Genomic DNA, 18538 nt, shown 5'->3' with positions numbered 1-18538 from the left:
TGCTGTGTTTAAGTAAATAAGCGCCAATATTAGTGAAGAAACTAAAATCTGTTTCTTGCTCAGGGCAACATGATTCCTCCTCAGGCTAAGCAAAGAGCGAATAAATTTTATGGACAAAAAGACATTTTTTAGTGAACGGCAGTGGGCGATTGTTGCCTCGATTTTCTTAATGGCAACGTCAGCCATGGGGCCGGGTTTTCTTACCCAAACTGCAACATTTACCGTCAAAATGGGCGCTGCATTCGGGTTTGGTATTTTACTCTCGATTATTATTGATTATGTGGTACAGCAAAATATCTGGCGCGTGGTCACACTAACACAAAAGCGTGCTCCAGACATTGCCAATATTGCGTTGCCCGGAAGTGGCTATGTACTTGCAGTGCTGGTTATTTTTGGAGGATTCTTTTTCAATATTGGTAATATTGCCGGGGCGGCGCTCGGATTAAATGCCTTGTTTGGACTCGATACCAAATGGGGCGGTGTCATTAGTGGTGCTATGGCAATTATGATTTTTGCATCGCGCAAAGCCAGTTTGGTGGTCGATAAGAGCATGATCATTCTGGGTATTTTAAAAATCGCGATTATTGTCGTGGTGGCTTTTATTGTGGCACCACCAATGGCCGATGCATTTCATCAAACGATTTTGCCAAGCCATGTCGACTTTGCCAGTATTACTACCATTGTAGGCGGAACAGTCGGGGGCTACATCTGCTATGCCGGTGCACATCGATTGCTCGATAAAGGTGCCGTGGGTCCTGAGCACATTGCAGAAGTCTCACGTGCTGCAACCAAAGGCATTGTGGTGGTTGGCGTAATGCGCTATGTACTGTTCTTGGCGATTTTAGGTGTAGTGGTCAGTGGCGCAACCATTGATTTGGCATCGCACAATGCCAACCCAGCTGCTCAAGCCTTTCAATATGCTGCCGGTGAATTCGGATTTAAACTGTTTGGCCTTATTTTTTGGGCAGCCGGTATCAGTAGTTCAATTGGTGCAGCTTACACTTCAGTTTCGTTCTTTACAGCATTTAAAAAAGACCTCGACCTCAAGCAGCGTAACTTTTGTACCATTATTTTTATTGCGCTTGCATTGTTGCTCTATGTCTTGATTGGCGCAACGCCAGCGAGCCTATTGGTATTTGTCGGCGGTTTAAATGGTCTGGTTCTACCGATTGGTCTGACTATCTTTGTATATGTTGCCGCATGCCGTAAAGATATGCTCGGCGGCTACAACTATCCAATGTGGCTGACCGTTTTAGGCGTACTGACCTGCTTGCTTACGTGGTACATGGGTTATGTATCGTTTAACACGATTTTTAATTACCTCAAAACTCTATAGGACATTCCCATATGCATATCGATTTGAATAGTGATTTAGGTGAAAGCTACGGATCTTGGAGCATGGGGAATGATGCACAGATTCTACCCATTGTCAGCAGCGCCAATATTGCCTGTGGTTTCCATGCCGGTGATCCGCTGGGTATTTTTAATACCTTGAAACAGGCAGCACAGTTACAGGTGACGGTCGGGGCACATGTGTCTTATCCAGATCTGGTCGGTTTCGGGCGCCGTAATATGCAACTTTCTTACGATGAACTCATGACTGATGTGATGTATCAGATTGCGGCCTTGCAAGGTTTAGCCAAAGCGGCAGGCACCGAAGTGAAATATGTAAAGCCACATGGCGCGCTGTACAACACCATTGCCACAGATTTGGAGCAGGCCAGAGCCGTAATTGATGCAATCAAAAAGATGGATTCAGACCTGACGTTGGTGGCACTTGCTGGTTCAAGCTTGATTAAATATGCCCAGCAGCAAGGCCTTCAGGTGGTGGCCGAAGCCTTTGCAGACCGTGCGTACAATGCTGATGGATCATTGGTATCGCGTCGGTTGCCTGGCGCGGTGCTGCATGATGCCGACTTTGTGGCACAACGTGTTGTGAGTATGCTCAAAGAAGGAGGTGTTGTCTCAATTGATGGTCAATTTACACCAATCGATGCACAGAGTATTTGCCTGCACGGCGATACCGAGGGTGCATTGGCGATGGCAGCAGCCATACGTGAGGCCTTGATTCAAGAGGGTATCGAGATCCGCTCATTTTGTGAGGGCACTTAAATGAATCAGCTACAATTTGCCCATGGCGAAGCGCTTTATGCTGCAAAGCAAGCACGCTATGACATTCGTAATGGCTTTGACCTCCCGACGGCTGGCTTGGCGGCGGGCCTAACGCAGGTCAACATGATTTCGGTTCCCAAAGCGTGGGCTTATGACTTTTTACTATATAGCCAACGCAATCCACAAAGCTGCCCTGTACTTGATGTAATTGAAGCTGGCCAGTTTCAAAGCAAACTCATTCAAGAATCTGGCCATGATATCCGCACCGACTTTCCGCGGTATCGAATTTGGGAACACGGTCAATGTACCGATGAAGTGACCGATGCCACATCCATCTGGAATCAGCACAATGACTTGGTGACGTTTTTAATTGGATGCAGTTTCTCCTTCGAAACAGCTCTGATGGAGGCTGGTATTGAAGTCCGTCATATTCAAGACCAACGAAATGTTCCGATGTACCTCACCGATATTGAATGTGTTCCCGCAGGACGAATTTCAGGTCGACTGGTCGTCTCTATGCGTCCAATTAAAGCATCACAAGTGAGTCAGGCCGTACAAATTACTGCAAAAATGCCCAATGTTCATGGGGCGCCAGTGCATATTGGCCACCCAGAAAGCTTGGGAATTTCAGATCTGAATTGTCCAGATTTTGGCGATGCACCTCGCATATTAAACGATGAAATTCCGGTCTTTTGGGCATGCGGCGTGACGCCACAAGCTGCTGTCATGCAATCAAAAATTCCGTTTGCGATCAGTCACGCGCCAGGACATATGCTGATCACCGATGTGCCAGATCGGGCATGGATGCGCTAAGGATAAGGAGAACTTCGAGATGCGATTTCTATCTGTAAATAGCGACAGTTTTCTAATCGAACTGGGTGATTTACAACACACCATGCAGTTGTATCGACATTTGCGAGACGCCGCGCATCCGCATATACGTGAAATGGTACCTGCCGCAGCGACCATTTTAGTGTATTTCAATTCGCTTCAAATCACTGCCAAAGCACTCATCCATTGGATTAAAGCACAAAAACCAAGTGCCGATATGCAGTCAAATCATCGTCATATCGAGATAGAAGTTTGCTATGACGGGCCTGATTTACCGCATGTCGCTGAACTACTCAACTTATCAGTCAAAGAGGTGATTGAGCGACATACTCAAGCGCCGTGGCAGGTGGCATTTATTGGTTTTGCACCTGGCTTTGGTTATTTAAGCCGTGCAGACCAGCCCTTTGGTAGCGTACCGCGACTGGATTCACCACGTAAAAAAATCCAATCCGGTTCGGTAGCACTGGCAGGTGAATATTCTGGGATTTATCCCAAAGATAGTCCCGGCGGTTGGCAACTCATTGGGCAAACCACCTGCAAAATGTGGGATCTGACACGCGAGCATCCGGCATTATTACTGCCCGGCGATCAGGTCCGGTTTATCGATGTGACGCATCGGCCAACCCGTGTGGCTATACATGATGTGGACCTTAAAACGGCTGATGTCGCACAGTCTGAGCTTTTGCCTGTTTTAGAGGTATTACAGACAGGCCTGCAAACCCTGATTCAAGACGAAGGCCGCAAGCACGTCGCCGCCATGGGCGTAGGCGCGGCAGGCGCCATGGACCGTGCTGCTTATCATTTGGCTAATCAGATTGTGGGTAATCGCCCAGATGTGGCGGCACTTGAGGTGCTCAACGGTGGAGTAAAATTCAAAGTATTAGCACCCACTGTTGTCGCTGTGACAGGGGCACAGAGCAATATTTGGGTGATTGATCGAAATGCGGTGCGTAGTCGTGTTTCTGGTTACACCGCATTGGCACTTGATCCAGAAGACATGCTTCAGATCGATCCACCACAGGCTGGAATACGCAACTATCTTGCCGTGCGTGGTGGCGTTGCCACTGCACACGTATTAGGAAGCGCAAGTTACGATACTTTGGCTGAGTTAGGGCCAGCTCCTTTACAGGTACATGACCTGATCTGTGTGGGTAACGCTGCTGTAAGTGCAGTTGAACTTTATGCGCAGGCACCAGATCAGCTAGCGAAAGTCGGTGAAGTTATCGAAATCGATGTGGTTTTAGGGCCACGCACTGACTGGTTTGAACCGGAAAGTATTCAGCAGTTTTTTAAGCAGCAGTGGCAGGTCACACACGAAAGCAACCGCGTGGGATTGCGTTTAAAGGCACCACATGGATTAAAGCGACAGATTCAGCAAGAGCTACCCAGCGAGGGAACCTGTACAGGTGCTTTACAAATCCCGCCCAATGGTCAGCCCGTTTTGTTTATGAATGATCACCCTTTGACTGGCGGTTATCCGGTATTGGCGGCTGTTGCCACACACGATCTGAATAAAGTTGCGCAAATTCCGCCGGGTGCTTTCATTCAGTTTCGCCAATTTACACATGTTTTAGATTTGGACGCCGAGTAAATAGATAATGGACAAACAACATAAAATTTTAATTGCCAACCGTGGTGAGATTGCAGTACGTGTCATTCAGGCATGTAAAGATTTAAACATTCCATCTATTGCGGTGTATGCCGATGATGATATTGACAGTTTGCATGTTCAATATGCCGATGAGGCATGGGCATTGTCTGGCGTTACCGCCAAAGAGACTTACCTGAATATTCCGCGTTTGATTGAAATTGCACAAAATGCGCAAGCCACCATGATCCATCCCGGCTATGGCTTTTTATCTGAGCGTGCCGAATTTGCGCAGGCTGTGTTAGATGCCGGCCTGATCTGGATTGGGCCTTCGCCAGAAAGTATTGAAAAGCTAGGCGACAAGATCGAAGCCAGAAAAATTGCGGCATCGGTGGGTGCTCCGTTGGTTCATGGTACAGCTCAGCCCTTAAACAATGCCCAAGAGGCACTTGAATTTGCTCAAACCTATGGCTTACCTATGGCCATTAAGGCCGCATTTGGTGGCGGTGGCCGTGGTTTGAAAGTGGCATGGCAGCTCGAAGAAGTTGAAGCGTTGTATGAGTCTGCGGTACGTGAAGCCATTACTGCATTTGGTCGTGGTGAATGTTTTGTCGAGCAATATCTGGATAAACCCCGTCATCTGGAAGCGCAGATTATCGCCGATCAGCATGGTCATGTCGTGGTGGTGGGAACCCGTGATTGTTCATTACAGCGACGCAATCAAAAATTGGTGGAGGAGGCACCTGCACCGTTTATCGATGAACATATACATCAACAAATTCTTAGCTCATCGACCAATATTTGCCGAGCTGCGCAATATGTGGGTGCGGGAACGGTCGAATATTTACTGAGTCGAGATGGCAAATTATCTTTCTTGGAAGTAAACACGCGCTTACAGGTTGAACATCCGGTCACGGAAATGACCTCAGGCATCGATCTGGTTTGTGAACAAATCCAGATTGCATTGGGTCGGCCTTTAAGTATTCAAGAGACACCACAACCTCAAGGTCATGCAATCGAGTTTCGAATTAATGCTGAAGATCCGGCGCGCGGCTTTATTCCAGCTTTTGGACGGATCAAAAAATTTACCGCACCTTTTGGTCTGGGGGTGCGTCTCGATACTGGTGTACTCTCGGGCAGTTTGGTGTCTAGTCATTTCGACTCGCTGATGGCCAAGCTGATTGTATACGGCCCAACCCGAGAGATTGCATTGCAGCGCGCCCGACGAGCACTTGCGACTTTTGAAATTGAAGGCGTTGCATCGGTATTGCCATTTCATCGAGCAGTACTGACACAACCGGATTTCACTGAAAATTTTCAGGTGCATACGCGCTGGATTGAACAGGACTTTCAGCATAACTTTGATGTTGCACCGCGTAGTTCGCTGAGCAGTCAAAGTGGTGTACAGCATTTTATGCTGGAAATTGACGGTAAGTTACACCGCGTGGGCTTACCAGTGGGTGTGTTTAGCGGCTTTGCAGCCCAGTCTCAACCGAGTCGTGAAAGTCTAGTTGAGCAAAACAGCAGCCCAAATGATGTGATTGCACCGATTAATGGGGTCATTACTACATGGAAAGTTGCAGAAGGTGCGCAGGTTGCAAAAGGTGAGGTGATTGCGATTATGGAAGCCATGAAAATGGAGATTCAAGTAATGGCACATCAAGCTGGTACACTGCAACATCTGGCTCAAACTGGAAAAACCTTGAAGGCAGATGAAAAGATCGCGGAAATCATCGCGGCTTCTTAAAACGCTGTCTTTTAAATAGTCGATGTTATTATTTAAACACTCGGGAGATGCGATAGGCAGCTCCCGAGTATCGAGATTTAGTCAATCAGTTCAATGGCAATAGCGGTGGCTTCTCCGCCACCAATACACAGCGCCGCAACACCTTTACGCTTGTTCAGACGTTTGAGTGTATGAATCAGCGTCACAATAATACGTGAGCCGGAAGATCCAAGTGGATGCCCCAAGGCGCAGGCACCACCATGAATATTGACTTTTTCAGGATCAAGCGCAAAGGCATCAATGGCTGCCATGGTGACCATCGCAAAAGCTTCATTGATCTCCCAAAGGTCGACTTCCTCAGCCGACCAACCGACTTTTTTCAGTAACTTTTCAATTGCACCCACTGGTGCGATCGTAAACTCTTCAGGGCGCTGTGAATTCGAGACGTAACCCTTAATTTCGGCCAATTGAGGCAACTGACGCGTTTTGGCTTCTTGTTCGGACACAATCAGCAGTGCAGAGGCGCCATCACTAATTGAACTAGAATTGGCGGCAGTCACTGTTCCATCTTTGGTAAAAGCTGGTTTTAAGCTTGGTATTTTGTCAATTTTGGCATTGCCCGGATTTTCATCATGTACAACGGTGATGTCACCTTTACGTGTTTGAACAGTCACAGGCGTAATTTCAGCGTCAAAATATCCTTCGGCAATGGCTGTTTGTGCTCGCGTTAAAGACCGAATGGCAAAGGCATCCATGGCTTCACGGGTGTAGTTTTTCTGATCGGCCATTTCCTGCGCATAAGAACCCATCGCGCGGCCAGTGTAGGCATCTTCAAGACCATCTAAAAACATATGATCGAGTACCTGACCATGGCCCATACGATAACCCGAACGCGCTTTAGGCAACAGATATGGCGCATTGGTCATCGATTCCATACCGCCCACTACCGCAATCGAAATACTGCCGGCTTGAATGGCGTCGGCTGCAAACATTGCAGCTTTCATACCTGAACCACAGACTTTATTAATGGTGGTTGCACCCACATGATCGGGCAGTCCGGCTTTACGCATCGCCTGTCGTGCAGGGCCTTGTTTTAAGCCGGCAGGTAGCACGCAGCCCATAATTACTTCATTAATATCATCGACTGGAAGCTGAGTCTGCTCAACCACGCGTCGAATAACCACGGCACCTAAATCGGGGGCCTGCAAATCGGAGAGACTGCCTTGAAAACTTCCCATCGGGGTTCGAGTGGCTGCTGCAATGATGACTTTTGACATGTTCAATTCCTTCTTTTGGGGTTTGACAGATCGCCATCAAACCCATCATGAAAATTTAAAATACGGGAGGGCTGTAGGTCAGGGTTTTGCCCAAGATCCAAAGTAAAAACATCACCAAAGGCAAATGTACCACCAGTTGAGTCACGGTAAATCCAATCACGTCTTTGGCTTTGAGTTTCAAGATTCCCAACATGGGCAGCATAAAAAATGGATTGATTAAGTTTGGTAAGGCCTCGGCTGCATTGTAGATTTGTACAGACCAACCCAAATGGTACTTTAAGTCGATCGCAGCCTGCATGACATACGGCGCTTCAATGATCCATTTGCCGCCACCAGAGGGTACAAAAAATCCCAAAATAGCCGAGTAGATTCCCATCACCACAGCAAAGGTGTCATGCGAGGCAATCGAGACAAAAAACTCGGCAATATAATGCGACAATGAAAAATCTTGCGCATTCACTGCTTGAGTCATAATAAAGGCAATACTGCCGTAAAGCGGAAATTGAATCAGTACACCCGAAACCGCAGGTACAGCTTTACTCACGGCATTTAAAAAGTTGCGTGGTGTGCGATGCAGAGCAAGGCCGAGCATCAGAAAAATAAAGTTGTAGGTGTTCAGGCTGGAAATGGCAATAATCGGATTGTTTTTAGAAAACTCAAGAGCCATCCAGATTAAGCCGAGTACTACCACCAAAATGGTTAAGATTGGAGAGTTTTCGAGCCAGTCTCCCGGACGATTAGACTTCTCCTCGACTTGTTCATCTTCGTCAAAATCAAGCTGGAAATCTTGCATCGTTTTGACGTTTTGCCCTTTTGGCGCCGACCAGTAGGCAATCACGATGGAAACAATCACCAGTACCAGTGTCATGACTAAAGATTGCCACAAAAAAATGGTTTCGGTAAATGGAATAACGCCGGTGAGATTATAAATCGATTCTGGCAGACTGGCCTTGTTGGCTTGAAGCTGTGCGGCAGATGAGCTAATTCCCAATGCCCATGTGGCGCCCATCCCAATGATTGCAGCCGCCGCAGCAGCGCGATAATCCATATTGAGTTCTTTACGCTTGGCCAGTGCAATCACCAGTAAGGCCGTCAAAATGGTACTGATCGCCCAGTTGACCAACGACACCAGTAAGCTCACTGTCGCGACCAGCACAATTGCACTACGGCCCGAATGTGGAATTCGGGCCATTTTATGAATCAGTTTTTTAACCGGTGCCGACACCGACACCACATAACCGACAATAATCAGCATGGTCATTTGCAGTGTAAAGGGAATCAGGCTCCAAAAACCGTTTCCAAAAGCACCAGCCACATCTTTAACTGGTGCACCAATAAAAATGGCAGCCACTGAGACAATAATCACGCCCAATAAGGCAAAAATGTAGGAATCGGGGAACCATTTTTCAGACCAGTTACTGACTTTTAGCGCAAAACGCTCCAATAAAGCGGGTTGTTTATCCATAATCAACATCCATTTTGTCGTTTTAGATAGATACACCGAATCGGCATAGGGCTGCCGATTCGGTTTTTTATTTTAAAATTCCGTCATGGAACCGGTTTTTTATCATCAGCAACATCGCTTAAGCGGGTGCTGTATTGCGTAATGTTACACCTGTTGCGGCCTGAATGTCCTCGAAGCGAACGCCGTCGGCCAGTTCAATCAGTTCAATCCCACCGTCGACTACATCCATTACACCCATATCGGTGATAATACGATGCACGACGCGCTGACCTGTGAGTGGCAAGTTGCAGGTTGGCACAATTTTAGGTGAACCATCTTTTGCGCAGTGCTCCATCAGCACCACAACACGCTGTACACCGACCACCAAATCCATGGCACCACCCATACCTTTGACTTTTTTGCCGGGAATCATCCAGTTGGCTAAATCGCCTTGCTCAGAAACTTCCATCGCACCCAGAATAGCGATATTCACATGACCACCTCGAATCATGCCGAAGGATTCACTGCTCGAAAAAAACGCTGCGCCGGATCGGGCAGTTACGGTTTGTTTACCTGCATTGATTAAATCGGCATCGACGCTGTCTTCTGTTGGAAATTCACCAATACCGAGTAATCCATTTTCCGATTGCAACCAGACTTCAACATCTTCTGGAATATAATTGGCCACCAAAGTGGGCAAACCAATGCCTAAATTTACATAAAATCCGTCTTGTAACTCTTTTGCGGCACGTTGTGCCATTTGCTCGCGGGTCCATGCCATGATTATGCTTCCTGTGCTTTTAGGGTTTTTTGTTCAATCCGCTTTTCCGGGGTCGCATTGAGCACCACGCGATTGACAAAAATACCGGCCAAATGAATGTCATCTGGATCTAATGTACCGGTCTCGACAATTTCCTCGACTTCAGCGACGGTGATTTTGCCAGCCATTGCACATTCGGGATTAAAGTTTCGAGCCGTTTTACGAAAGATTAGGTTGCCGGCTTTATCGGCCTTGTAGGCTTTCACCAGTGCGATATCGGCAGTGAGAGATGGCTCTAAAATATAGGTTTTGCCGTCAAATTCACGTTGCTCTTTACCTTCTGCAATGAGCGTACCGACGCCGGTTTGGGTATAAAATGCAGGAATACCTGAGCCACCGGCACGCAATTTTTCGGCCAGCGTGCCTTGAGGGGTGAGTTCGACCTCAAGTTCACCATTGAGATACTGACGTTCGAACTCTTTATTTTCACCCACATACGAAGAAATCATTTTTTTGATTTGACGGGTTTGCAGTAATAACCCTAAGCCAAAATCGTCGACACCCGCATTGTTGGAAATACAGGTGAGGTGCTTCACTTGCGTATCTTTGAGCGCATTAATTAATGCTTCTGGTATGCCACATAAACCAAAACCACCAACTGCAATGGTTTGATGATCTTTGACGATGTCCTGAAGTGCATCGGCTGCACTTGAATAAACTTTATTCATTGTCTTTACTCATAATCCCTTGTTTTTAGTTTTAGCATTTGCAACTTGCTTAAAGAAGTTGAAAATTTTAAAGGTTTAATGAGGAAAACTTATTAATGATGCTGATTTAACAATCAAAGACAACACGATAACGACAATCGCAAATCAAAGGACAAAGCTGAATCCATCATGAAAAGCCCATCATCAGGCGCTTTTTAAAATCGAGGCATAAGAAAAACGTGTGAGCGCTTCAATAAACTGTAACGAGACATTGGAGAGTTCACCATCTTTTTTATAGACAATCCCGACCGCCTGATGCACATCGCTGTTTTCGATTTCAAGCAAGACATTGTGTTCTTTATCGATAAAATTTTGAAAATGACGCGGAATGGCACTGACTCCTATATCGAGTGCGACCAAACTTGAGAGGGTACTGATTTGATGGCACTCAACTTTCAAATCTAAAATTAAGCCGTGTTGTTGTGCATTTTGTTCGAGCAGATGCCGCACAATCGATGGATGTTGTAGCGTCACAAACGGGCAGGCATATAATTCAGGCCACTGCACGCTATTTTGCTGAGCCAACGGATGATGCTTAGGCACAAGTGCCAAAAAGTCTTCATCGAAGAGTGGTTTAAATTCAAGCTGTTCGTTCATCACAGGCTCAAAACAAATACCCAGTTCGAATATACCATCCAGAACATTTTCAATAATTCGTTCGTTGGGAATATCGTGAATGGAAAAACTGAGATTCGGATGTTCACTGGAAAAAATCTTGATCACCTCAGGCAAAATAGCATGGGTCACAAAGGGCATAGAGGCGATGCTGAGTGTGCCACGGTGTAATTTAAAACGCTGTTTCACGTCTTTTTCCATGTCTTCCCAGTTGGCCAGCAATTTACGTGCAAATGGAATCAAGGAGAGGCCTTCTTGGGTCAGCTCGACACGTCGGGTATTGCGCTTAAACAGCTTTCCGCCCAGTTCTTCTTCGAGAGATTTAATGCTTAAGCTCAATGCAGACTGACTCAAATGTAGCTCAGTTGAGGCACTGGCGTAATTCAACGTTCTTGCGAGTACCAAAAATGCTTTCAGTTGCTTGAGGGTCATGCGAGGTCATCCTGATCGATTTTTTGATTTTTGTTATGTAATTATATGGAATTTATCAAGTTTTATGCGGTTATTTTTGTAAAACCAGCGTGTCGTGCTGATCCGTTTTAAGGGATCTAAAACGTTAAGATTTTTTTGAAATAGATTCATATTAAAATAATGCGACATTTATTTATTAAAATGATTAATGAGTTTTTTAAAATAAACAATTTGTTTTATAAATAAATAGGAGTATTGTTTTTTATAATATTAAAACCATGATTTTTAATGATATAAATTTATTCATTAATAAATTAAAATTAATCTTCTTGTATTTTTTCTTTTTGTTGATATTTTAAAAAATTAAAGCGGTTTTATATTTTAATGATTGCTTTTTATTTTAAGCAATTGTGTCGAGACAAGGATGAGGTCGGCCAAAACCCACGTTTAGGCAAGATATGGGGGCTGTACCTGAGATGTATTCTTGGTAATGGAGTAAAAGAATATGTGGGAATTATTTGTCATTTTGCTGTCGTTAGGACTGTTGATGTATACAGCCTATCGCGGCTTCTCAGTCATTTTAATGGCACCGCTATGTGCCTTATTAGCGGTGATGCTGATCAATCCAGCCAATGTTTTACCATTTTATTCGGGCGTATTTATGCCCAAAATGGTTAATTTTATTAAAGATTACTTTTTAGTATTTTTGCTTGGTGCAATTTTCGGAAAAGTGGTCGAAATGTCTGGTATTGCAGAGTCGATTGCCAAAACCATTGTGAACTTGATTGGGGCTAAAAAAGCCATTTTGACGGTGGTATTACTCGGTGCAATTCTGACCTACAGTGGTGTGAGCTTGTTTGTGGCAGTATTTGCGATTTATCCGTTTGCCAATCAGTTATTTCAGCAGGCCAATATTCCAAAGCGTCTGATTCCGGGGACCATTGCACTCGGTGCATTTACGTTTACCATGGATGCATTGCCTGGAACGCCCCAAATTCAAAACGTAATTCCAACCACATTTTTTGGAACCAATATTTATGCCGCGCCATTCTTGGGCATTATCGGGGCAATTTTTGTATTGTGCATGGGTTTAGCTTATCTGGAGTGGCGTCGCCGTGTGGCTGCAAAAGCAGGTGAAGGCTATGCCGGTTTTGATCAAGCAGATCTAGTGGCGGCGAGCACCGTGGTCGATGCTAAAAATAATGGCTCGGCTGGACGTCAATTATTGGCATTTGTCCCCCTGATTTTGGTTGCAGTCATGAACAAGTATTTGTCGGGTGCCATCAAAACATGGTATCCCAACGGATTCGATTTCAACGCGATTGGCCTTGCAAATTACACGGTCGATGTTGCAAAAACTGGTGCCATCTGGGCTGTTGGTCTGGCACTCATCGTCGGGATTATCGCGGCTGTTCTGTTTGATTATCAACGCGTAGTGAGTCAGTTTAAAGAGGGGGTTAATGCCAGTATCGGCGGGTCTTTACTTGCGGTCATGAATACCGCATCGGAGTACGGATTCGGTGCCATTATTGCAGCCTTGCCGGGTTTTGCATTAATTAGCCATGCCTTGAGTAATACCTTTACCAATCCATTGGTCAATGGCGCGATTACCACCACCACGCTGGCCGGGATTACCGGATCTGCATCGGGTGGTATGAGTATTGCGCTCAGTGCAATGGCCGAACAATACAACGCTGCGATCTTGGCTGCGGGCATACCGCCTGAAGTGATGCACCGCGTGGTAGCCATGGCATCGGGTGGTATGGATACGTTACCGCATAATGGCGCTGTCATTACCTTGTTGGCCGTGACGGGATTAACACATAAGCAATCGTATAAAGATATTTTTGCAGTCACGATAATCAAAACCATGGCCGTATTTGTGGTGATTGCCGCATTTACATGGTTCGGTATTGTCTAACTCATATTAAAGGTGTACACGCGTAATCGTTATGCGTTGTACACCACTTACCGCATGAAAAATAGGAGAGCGCAAGTGACTCAACAACTCGAAGCAAAAGTTGCGTTTATTACAGGTTCTGCCAGTGGTATAGGGCTGGAAATTGCCAAAAAATTTGCCCAAGAAGGCGCAAAAGTCGTTATATCAGATGTCAATGTACAAAAGTGTGATGAGGCTGTGCAACAGCTTAAAAATGAAGGATTTGAAGCACTGGCTGCACCTTGTGACGTTACCGACGAAGCCGCATTCCAAGCTGCGCTGCAACAGACCAAAAGCGAGTTTGGAACCATTGATATTTTGATTAACAATGCTGGCTTTCAGCATGTTGCGGCCATTGAAGACTTCCCAACCGATGTATTTCAAAAGCTGGTTGGTGTCATGCTGACGGGTGCTTTTATCGGAATCAAGCATGTTTTCCCGATCATGAAAGCGCAGCAATCGGGGCGCATTATCAATATGGCGTCTATTAATGGTGTGATTGGTTTTGCAGGTAAAGCGGGCTATAACAGTGCCAAACACGGCGTGATCGGACTGACGAAAGTCGCTGCGCTGGAAGCTGCCAAAGAGGGTATTACGGTAAATGCTTTATGCCCGGGCTATGTCGACACGCCACTGGTGCGAGGGCAAATTGCCGATCTGGCCAAAAACCGAAATGTAAGTGAATCCACTGCACTTGAAGATGTGATTTTGGCAATGGTGCCGCAAAAGCGCTTATTGTCTGTTGAAGAAATTGCCAATTACGCGATTTTCCTGTGTAGCGATAAAGCCGCAGGCGTGACGGGTCAGGCGGTGCTCATTGATGGTGGTTACACTGCACAATAATCACTTGCAATAAAAAAAGACGGTACTTGTACCGTCTTTTTTTATTGCGTTGATTTTAATTGAGAATTGCCACCATGCCAGACGCGATCGAGAGCATTAAGCCAGTTATCTAAACATAATTTATGTTGTAGTTCCTTTGAGTAACCACGCGTCTCGAAGGCCTGTTGTAAGGCAGCCAAGCCCCTAACATCTTGAAGCTGATCCGAAATAAATCCGCCATCGAAATCTGAACCTAAAGCCACATGGTTTTCGCCCAGATGTTGCATCAAATACTCAATATGATCCAGAATGATATCTAACGGTGTTGCCTTGTTACGCTGTCCGTCAGATCGTAAAAAAGCCGTATCAAAATTTACGCCCACACAGCCGCGGCTTGTTTTGATTGCATTAAGCTGATGGTCGGTCAGATTACGTGCTTGCGGACAGAGCTGATGTGCATTGGAATGCGTGGCAATCAGGGGTAACTGACTCAGCTTGGCGGTATCCCAAAAGGCCTGTTCGTTCATGTGCGATACGTCAATCAGGATTCGGCGTTCTGAGCAGTACTGAATCAGTGCTTGGCCCAGTTCGGTCAAGCCTGCGCCTGTATCGGGCGAATGTGGAAAGTTGGCCTGCAAACCATGCCCAAACTGATTGGGCGTGTTCCAGAGTGGCCCAAGGCTTCTTAAGCCACGCGCATAGAAGTAATTCAGCCGTTCGAAGTTGGCATCTAAAACATCAGCGCCTTCCATATGAATCACGACTGCCAATTGATTCTGCTCTAAGGCATTACGAATAGCAGGCACATCACCACAAATCTGAATTTGCCCTGAAGAGCGCGAGGCAAGCTGTTCAATGTAGCTCAGCTGAGTCTCTATAATGTCACTGATCTCTGTTGCATCAAAAGCCGTTTGCTGCGTATGTTTGAGCTTATCAGGATGATGCTTTTGTACGTAATCGAAAGGTGGTACAAACAGTGCAAACAGCCCACCTGCAAAAGGGCTGGCCTGACAGCGTTTAAGATCGAGATGTCCGGGTAATCCAGTCTCTAAAAATGCAGCAACAGGATCTGGCGCATTACTGAGCCACATACGGGCCAGTACATCGTTATGCCCATCAAATACCTTCATCATGGTGTATCCGATAGATTAACTGTTTTAAAAAACAGTTTAGAGTTTCTGCTGTTGCGTAATACCAAATCTTGGGTGGTTGGTTGCTGCTCATCGGCATCTGCACGAGCGGCCTCGATCTGATAATGCTCAGGTGATTTACTGCACACCGGATCGGTGGCATACATGTTTTGTGTCATCATGTATGCTTGACAGCGGCATCCACCCAAATCCTTTTCTTTGTCTGGGCATGAACGACATGGTTCTTGCATCCAGTCAGTGCCCCGAAAGGCATTAAAGGCGAAGGCTTCGTTCCAAATCGTTTTGAGGGACTGATCGGCAACATTGGGAAAGTCTAAAGGCAGATCTTTGGCGCTCTGACAGGGCAGTACCGTTCCGTCAGGGCTGACGGTAATAAAAATTTGTCCCCAGCCGCCAATACACTTTTTAGGACGCGTTTGATGAAAGTCGGGAGCAACCAGCATCAACTTGGTTTTTAAGCCCTGTTGATCGATCTGCGCTCGGTAGGCCTTTACTCTGGATTGTACATAAGCAATCTGTGTGGAAGTCGGCAAAAGAGCGGCCTGATTCAGTTTGGCCCAACCGTAAAACTGGCAAGTGGCCAGTTCAACATAATCGGCACCCAGTTCAAGGCTCAATTCAATCATCTGCTCGATCTGCTCGATATTAAAGCGATGAATCACAAAGTTGAGCACCATCGGATAGCGGTGCTTTTTTACCGCACGTGCGATTTGCTGCTTTTTTTCGAAGGCTTTACGTGACCCAGACAGCAGTTCACTCAGCACTGGATCACTGGCCTGAAAACTGATCTGGATATGATCCAGACCTGCCTCGCTAAACGCTGCAATTTTGTCTTCAGTCAGCCCGATTCCTGACGTAATCAGGTTGGTATAAAAGCCCAACCGATGGGCATGCTGAATCAGCTCGGGTAAATCTGGCCGCAGTAAAGGCTCTCCACCAGAAAATCCAAGTTGTACACTGCCCAAGGCGCGTGCCTGATCAAAAACCTGTTTCCATTGTGCCGTACTCAGTTCATTTTTTACTGCGGCGTAGTCCAATGGATTAGAACAATAGGCACATTGTAATGGACAACGATACGTCAGCTCGGCCAGCAACCACAATGGCGGCTTGATCTGCGGCACTACCGGAATATTCATGACAGATCAATCCACTGCCGCGATTCAGCCTGCTGTAAAAAGTCGATCACATCCTGATCGAGACCATCGGCATCTGGAAACTGTGCCTGCAAAAGCTGAATAATCTCCGTAACGCGACGTGAACCATCAATCTGCTTTAAAATCAGGGTGGCTGTATCATTTAAACGCACCAGACCTTCGGGATACAAGATCACATAACTTTGCTGTGCTTCTTCCCACTGAAAACGATAGCCTCGATTAAACACAGGGGTATGGTTGCTGATATCCTTCATGTTAATAATCCTTTTTGGTGCCATGCGATATCCTGAGTGACCGTATGATACGGCGCACGATGCAGTACATAGGCCATGGTCATGCCATCGAGCAGTGTCCATAAGATATCGAGCTTAAACTGTAAAATATTGAGCATACGCTGCTGACGCTCAATCGTCGTGCAATACTCAAGTGCCAGTGCCAGACCATGTTCAACATCACGATTGGCCTGACCCAAACGGCTTCTGAAATAAGCATAGCCTTCAGCATCAATCCAAGGATAATGATTTGGCCATGTATCTAGCCGTGACTGGTGAATCGCCGGTGCAAACATCTCGGTGAGCGAGCTACAGGCCGCTTCTTGCCAGCACGCACGGCGGGCAAAATTGACATAGGCATCCACTGCAAAGCGTACACTTGGCAACACCATTTTTTCAGACAAAATTGTGTCGCGGTCAAGCCCGACTGCTTCACCTAACCTTAACCATGCTTCAATACCGCCATGATCACCGTGCTGTCCATCATGATCCAAAATGCGCTGCACCCATTTTCGACGCGTTGCAGGGTCGGGACAGTTGGCCATAATGGCGGCATCTTTAAGCGGGATATTGACCTGATAATAAAACCGGTTGGCCACCCAGCCCTGAATCTGTTCTTTGGTGGCTTCACCTTGATTCATCATGATGTGATACGGATGATGAATATGATAGTAGCAGCCCTTATCACGCAGTGCCTGCTCAAACTCGGTTGGGCTTAAAAGTGATTCAGCCATATTAAACCTCAATCAGCATGCCGTCATAACTCACTTCGATCTCAAGCTGTTTGAGTGTTGCGTGTTCGACAGACTGTTCATTTAAAATTGGATTGGTGTTGTTGATGTGGATCAGCACTTTGCGCTGTTGCGGAAATTGCGCCAGCAAATGAATCAAGCCGCGTTCTTCTTGCAAAGCCAGATGACCCATATCCTGACCTGTATTGTGACCAACACCGAGTAAGGCCAGCTCTTGATCTTTCCATAGCGTACCATCAACCAGCAAACAGTTTGAGCGCTGCATGTAGCTTAAAATCTGCTCATCCATTTGTCCAAGACCAGGCGCATAAAACAATGAATGTCCAGTGCGGGTATCTTCGATCCAAAGCGCAATATTATGACCTGGTAGCGGTCGGTGACGATATGGCGAGTAAGGCGGTGCATTGCTTAAAATAGGCACTGGTGTAAAGCGAATAGACGGGCAAACAGCCACCTGAAACGGAGTCTGTATATCAATTGGATGATGTACCAATCCGCCATTCCAATGCTTGAGCATATTAAAAATTGGAAATCCGGTGCTGAGATCTTCGTGTACTTCAGGCGTGGCCCAGACCTGATGCGGACAACCCTCTCTTAGATTGAGCAAACCGGTGGTGTGATCAATTTGGCTGTCGGTCAAAATAATCGAACCGATCGAGGTACCGCGGCGAACCGATGCTGGCGCCTGCAATTCGGGATTGTGGGCAATTTGCTGTGCAATATCGGGTGATGCATTGCACAAGATCCAGTCTGTACCGTTATCGCTAATGGCAATAGAAGACTGGGTACGCGCACGTGCCTGAAGCGTTCCCTGTTTAAGACCAAGACAGTTTTCACAGTTACAGTTCCATTGTGGAAAACCGCCACCCGCGGCAGAACCTAAGATTTTTATCAGCATGAATGTTTAAAAATTGATA

The 18538-nt window shown here is 46.3% G+C and carries 17 protein-coding genes; 7 read left to right on the top strand and 10 right to left on the bottom strand.

The features are described from left to right. Window positions 1–109 precede the first annotated feature (109 nt). From L2096_RS01205 to L2096_RS01185, 5 genes are read left to right on the top strand one after another with little or no spacing between them, the layout of a single operon-like run. Window positions 110–1336, top strand: a complete 1227-nt coding sequence (locus L2096_RS01205) for an NRAMP family divalent metal transporter (RefSeq protein WP_004939104.1) — start codon at window positions 110–112, stop codon at window positions 1334–1336. 11 nt (window positions 1337–1347) lie between these two features. Then, on the top strand, window positions 1348–2112 hold the full coding sequence (locus L2096_RS01200) for a LamB/YcsF family protein (protein WP_250364731.1): 765 nt from the start codon (window positions 1348–1350) through the stop codon (window positions 2110–2112). After that, entirely contained in the window at window positions 2113–2925 is an 813-nt protein-coding gene (locus L2096_RS01195; protein WP_250364730.1) for a putative hydro-lyase, read from the top strand. Between the two features lie 19 nt (window positions 2926–2944). Further along, the gene (locus tag L2096_RS01190; RefSeq protein WP_250364729.1) at window positions 2945–4534 is read left to right on the top strand and encodes a 5-oxoprolinase subunit B/C family protein; all 1590 of its coding nucleotides are present in this window, start codon (window positions 2945–2947) and stop codon (window positions 4532–4534) included. Between the two features lie 7 nt (window positions 4535–4541). Then, window positions 4542–6278, top strand: a complete 1737-nt coding sequence (locus L2096_RS01185; RefSeq protein WP_250364728.1) for an acetyl/propionyl/methylcrotonyl-CoA carboxylase subunit alpha — start codon at window positions 4542–4544, stop codon at window positions 6276–6278. Window positions 6279–6355: 77 nt separating this feature from the next. On the opposite strand, the gene L2096_RS01180 is transcribed toward L2096_RS01185, so the two are convergent. From L2096_RS01180 to L2096_RS01160, 5 genes are all read right to left on the bottom strand, one after another. Continuing rightward, window positions 6356–7534 carry a thiolase family protein gene (locus tag L2096_RS01180; RefSeq protein WP_250364727.1) on the bottom strand — a complete coding sequence of 393 codons (1179 nt, stop codon included), beginning with the start codon at window positions 7532–7534 and terminating at the stop codon, window positions 6356–6358. A gap of 55 nt (window positions 7535–7589) precedes the next feature. Further along, window positions 7590–8999, bottom strand: coding sequence for a short-chain fatty acid transporter (locus L2096_RS01175; protein WP_055415232.1), 1410 nt, complete (start codon window positions 8997–8999; stop codon window positions 7590–7592). Between the two features lie 118 nt (window positions 9000–9117). Next, entirely contained in the window at window positions 9118–9759 is a 642-nt protein-coding gene (locus L2096_RS01170; RefSeq protein ID WP_119026389.1) for a 3-oxoacid CoA-transferase subunit B, read from the bottom strand. 2 nt (window positions 9760–9761) lie between these two features. Beyond that, window positions 9762–10466, bottom strand: a complete 705-nt coding sequence (locus L2096_RS01165) for a CoA transferase subunit A (protein ID WP_088459234.1) — start codon at window positions 10464–10466, stop codon at window positions 9762–9764. 183 nt (window positions 10467–10649) lie between these two features. Then, the gene (locus L2096_RS01160; protein ID WP_025094920.1) at window positions 10650–11552 is read right to left on the bottom strand and encodes a LysR family transcriptional regulator; all 903 of its coding nucleotides are present in this window, start codon (window positions 11550–11552) and stop codon (window positions 10650–10652) included. 484 nt (window positions 11553–12036) lie between these two features. Between L2096_RS01160 and L2096_RS01155 the strand changes: the two genes are divergently transcribed. Both L2096_RS01155 and L2096_RS01150 read left to right on the top strand, forming a co-directional pair. Beyond that, entirely contained in the window at window positions 12037–13452 is a 1416-nt protein-coding gene (locus L2096_RS01155; RefSeq protein WP_004939072.1) for a GntP family permease, read from the top strand. Window positions 13453–13527: 75 nt separating this feature from the next. Then, the gene (locus L2096_RS01150; protein WP_025094919.1) at window positions 13528–14313 is read left to right on the top strand and encodes a 3-hydroxybutyrate dehydrogenase; all 786 of its coding nucleotides are present in this window, start codon (window positions 13528–13530) and stop codon (window positions 14311–14313) included. A 41-nt stretch (window positions 14314–14354) separates the two neighbouring features. On the opposite strand, the gene L2096_RS01145 is transcribed toward L2096_RS01150, so the two are convergent. From L2096_RS01145 to pqqB, 5 genes are read right to left on the bottom strand one after another with little or no spacing between them, the layout of a single operon-like run. Then, complete coding sequence (locus L2096_RS01145; RefSeq protein ID WP_250364726.1) at window positions 14355–15425, bottom strand: dipeptidase; 1071 nt, start codon at window positions 15423–15425, stop codon at window positions 14355–14357. Beyond that, the gene (pqqE, locus tag L2096_RS01140; protein ID WP_250364725.1) at window positions 15422–16579 is read right to left on the bottom strand and encodes a pyrroloquinoline quinone biosynthesis protein PqqE; all 1158 of its coding nucleotides are present in this window, start codon (window positions 16577–16579) and stop codon (window positions 15422–15424) included. The genes L2096_RS01145 and pqqE overlap by 4 nt, the downstream gene beginning before the upstream one ends. Further along, complete coding sequence (pqqD, locus tag L2096_RS01135; protein WP_004948497.1) at window positions 16576–16851, bottom strand: pyrroloquinoline quinone biosynthesis peptide chaperone PqqD; 276 nt, start codon at window positions 16849–16851, stop codon at window positions 16576–16578. The genes pqqE and pqqD overlap by 4 nt, the downstream gene beginning before the upstream one ends. Next, on the bottom strand, window positions 16848–17615 hold the full coding sequence (pqqC, locus tag L2096_RS01130) for a pyrroloquinoline-quinone synthase PqqC (protein WP_250364724.1): 768 nt from the start codon (window positions 17613–17615) through the stop codon (window positions 16848–16850). The genes pqqD and pqqC overlap by 4 nt, the downstream gene beginning before the upstream one ends. Then, window positions 17605–18519, bottom strand: coding sequence for a pyrroloquinoline quinone biosynthesis protein PqqB (gene pqqB, locus L2096_RS01125; protein ID WP_004948490.1), 915 nt, complete (start codon window positions 18517–18519; stop codon window positions 17605–17607). Before pqqB ends, pqqC begins: the two co-directional genes overlap by 11 nt. Window positions 18520–18538: the final 19 nt, after the last annotated feature.

Origin of the sequence: Acinetobacter sp. ACZLY 512 (genome assembly GCF_023614015.1) — a bacterium.
In the GTDB taxonomy this organism is placed as follows: domain Bacteria; phylum Pseudomonadota; class Gammaproteobacteria; order Pseudomonadales; family Moraxellaceae; genus Acinetobacter; species Acinetobacter soli.
This window is presented reverse-complemented; position numbering and strand designations above follow the sequence as displayed.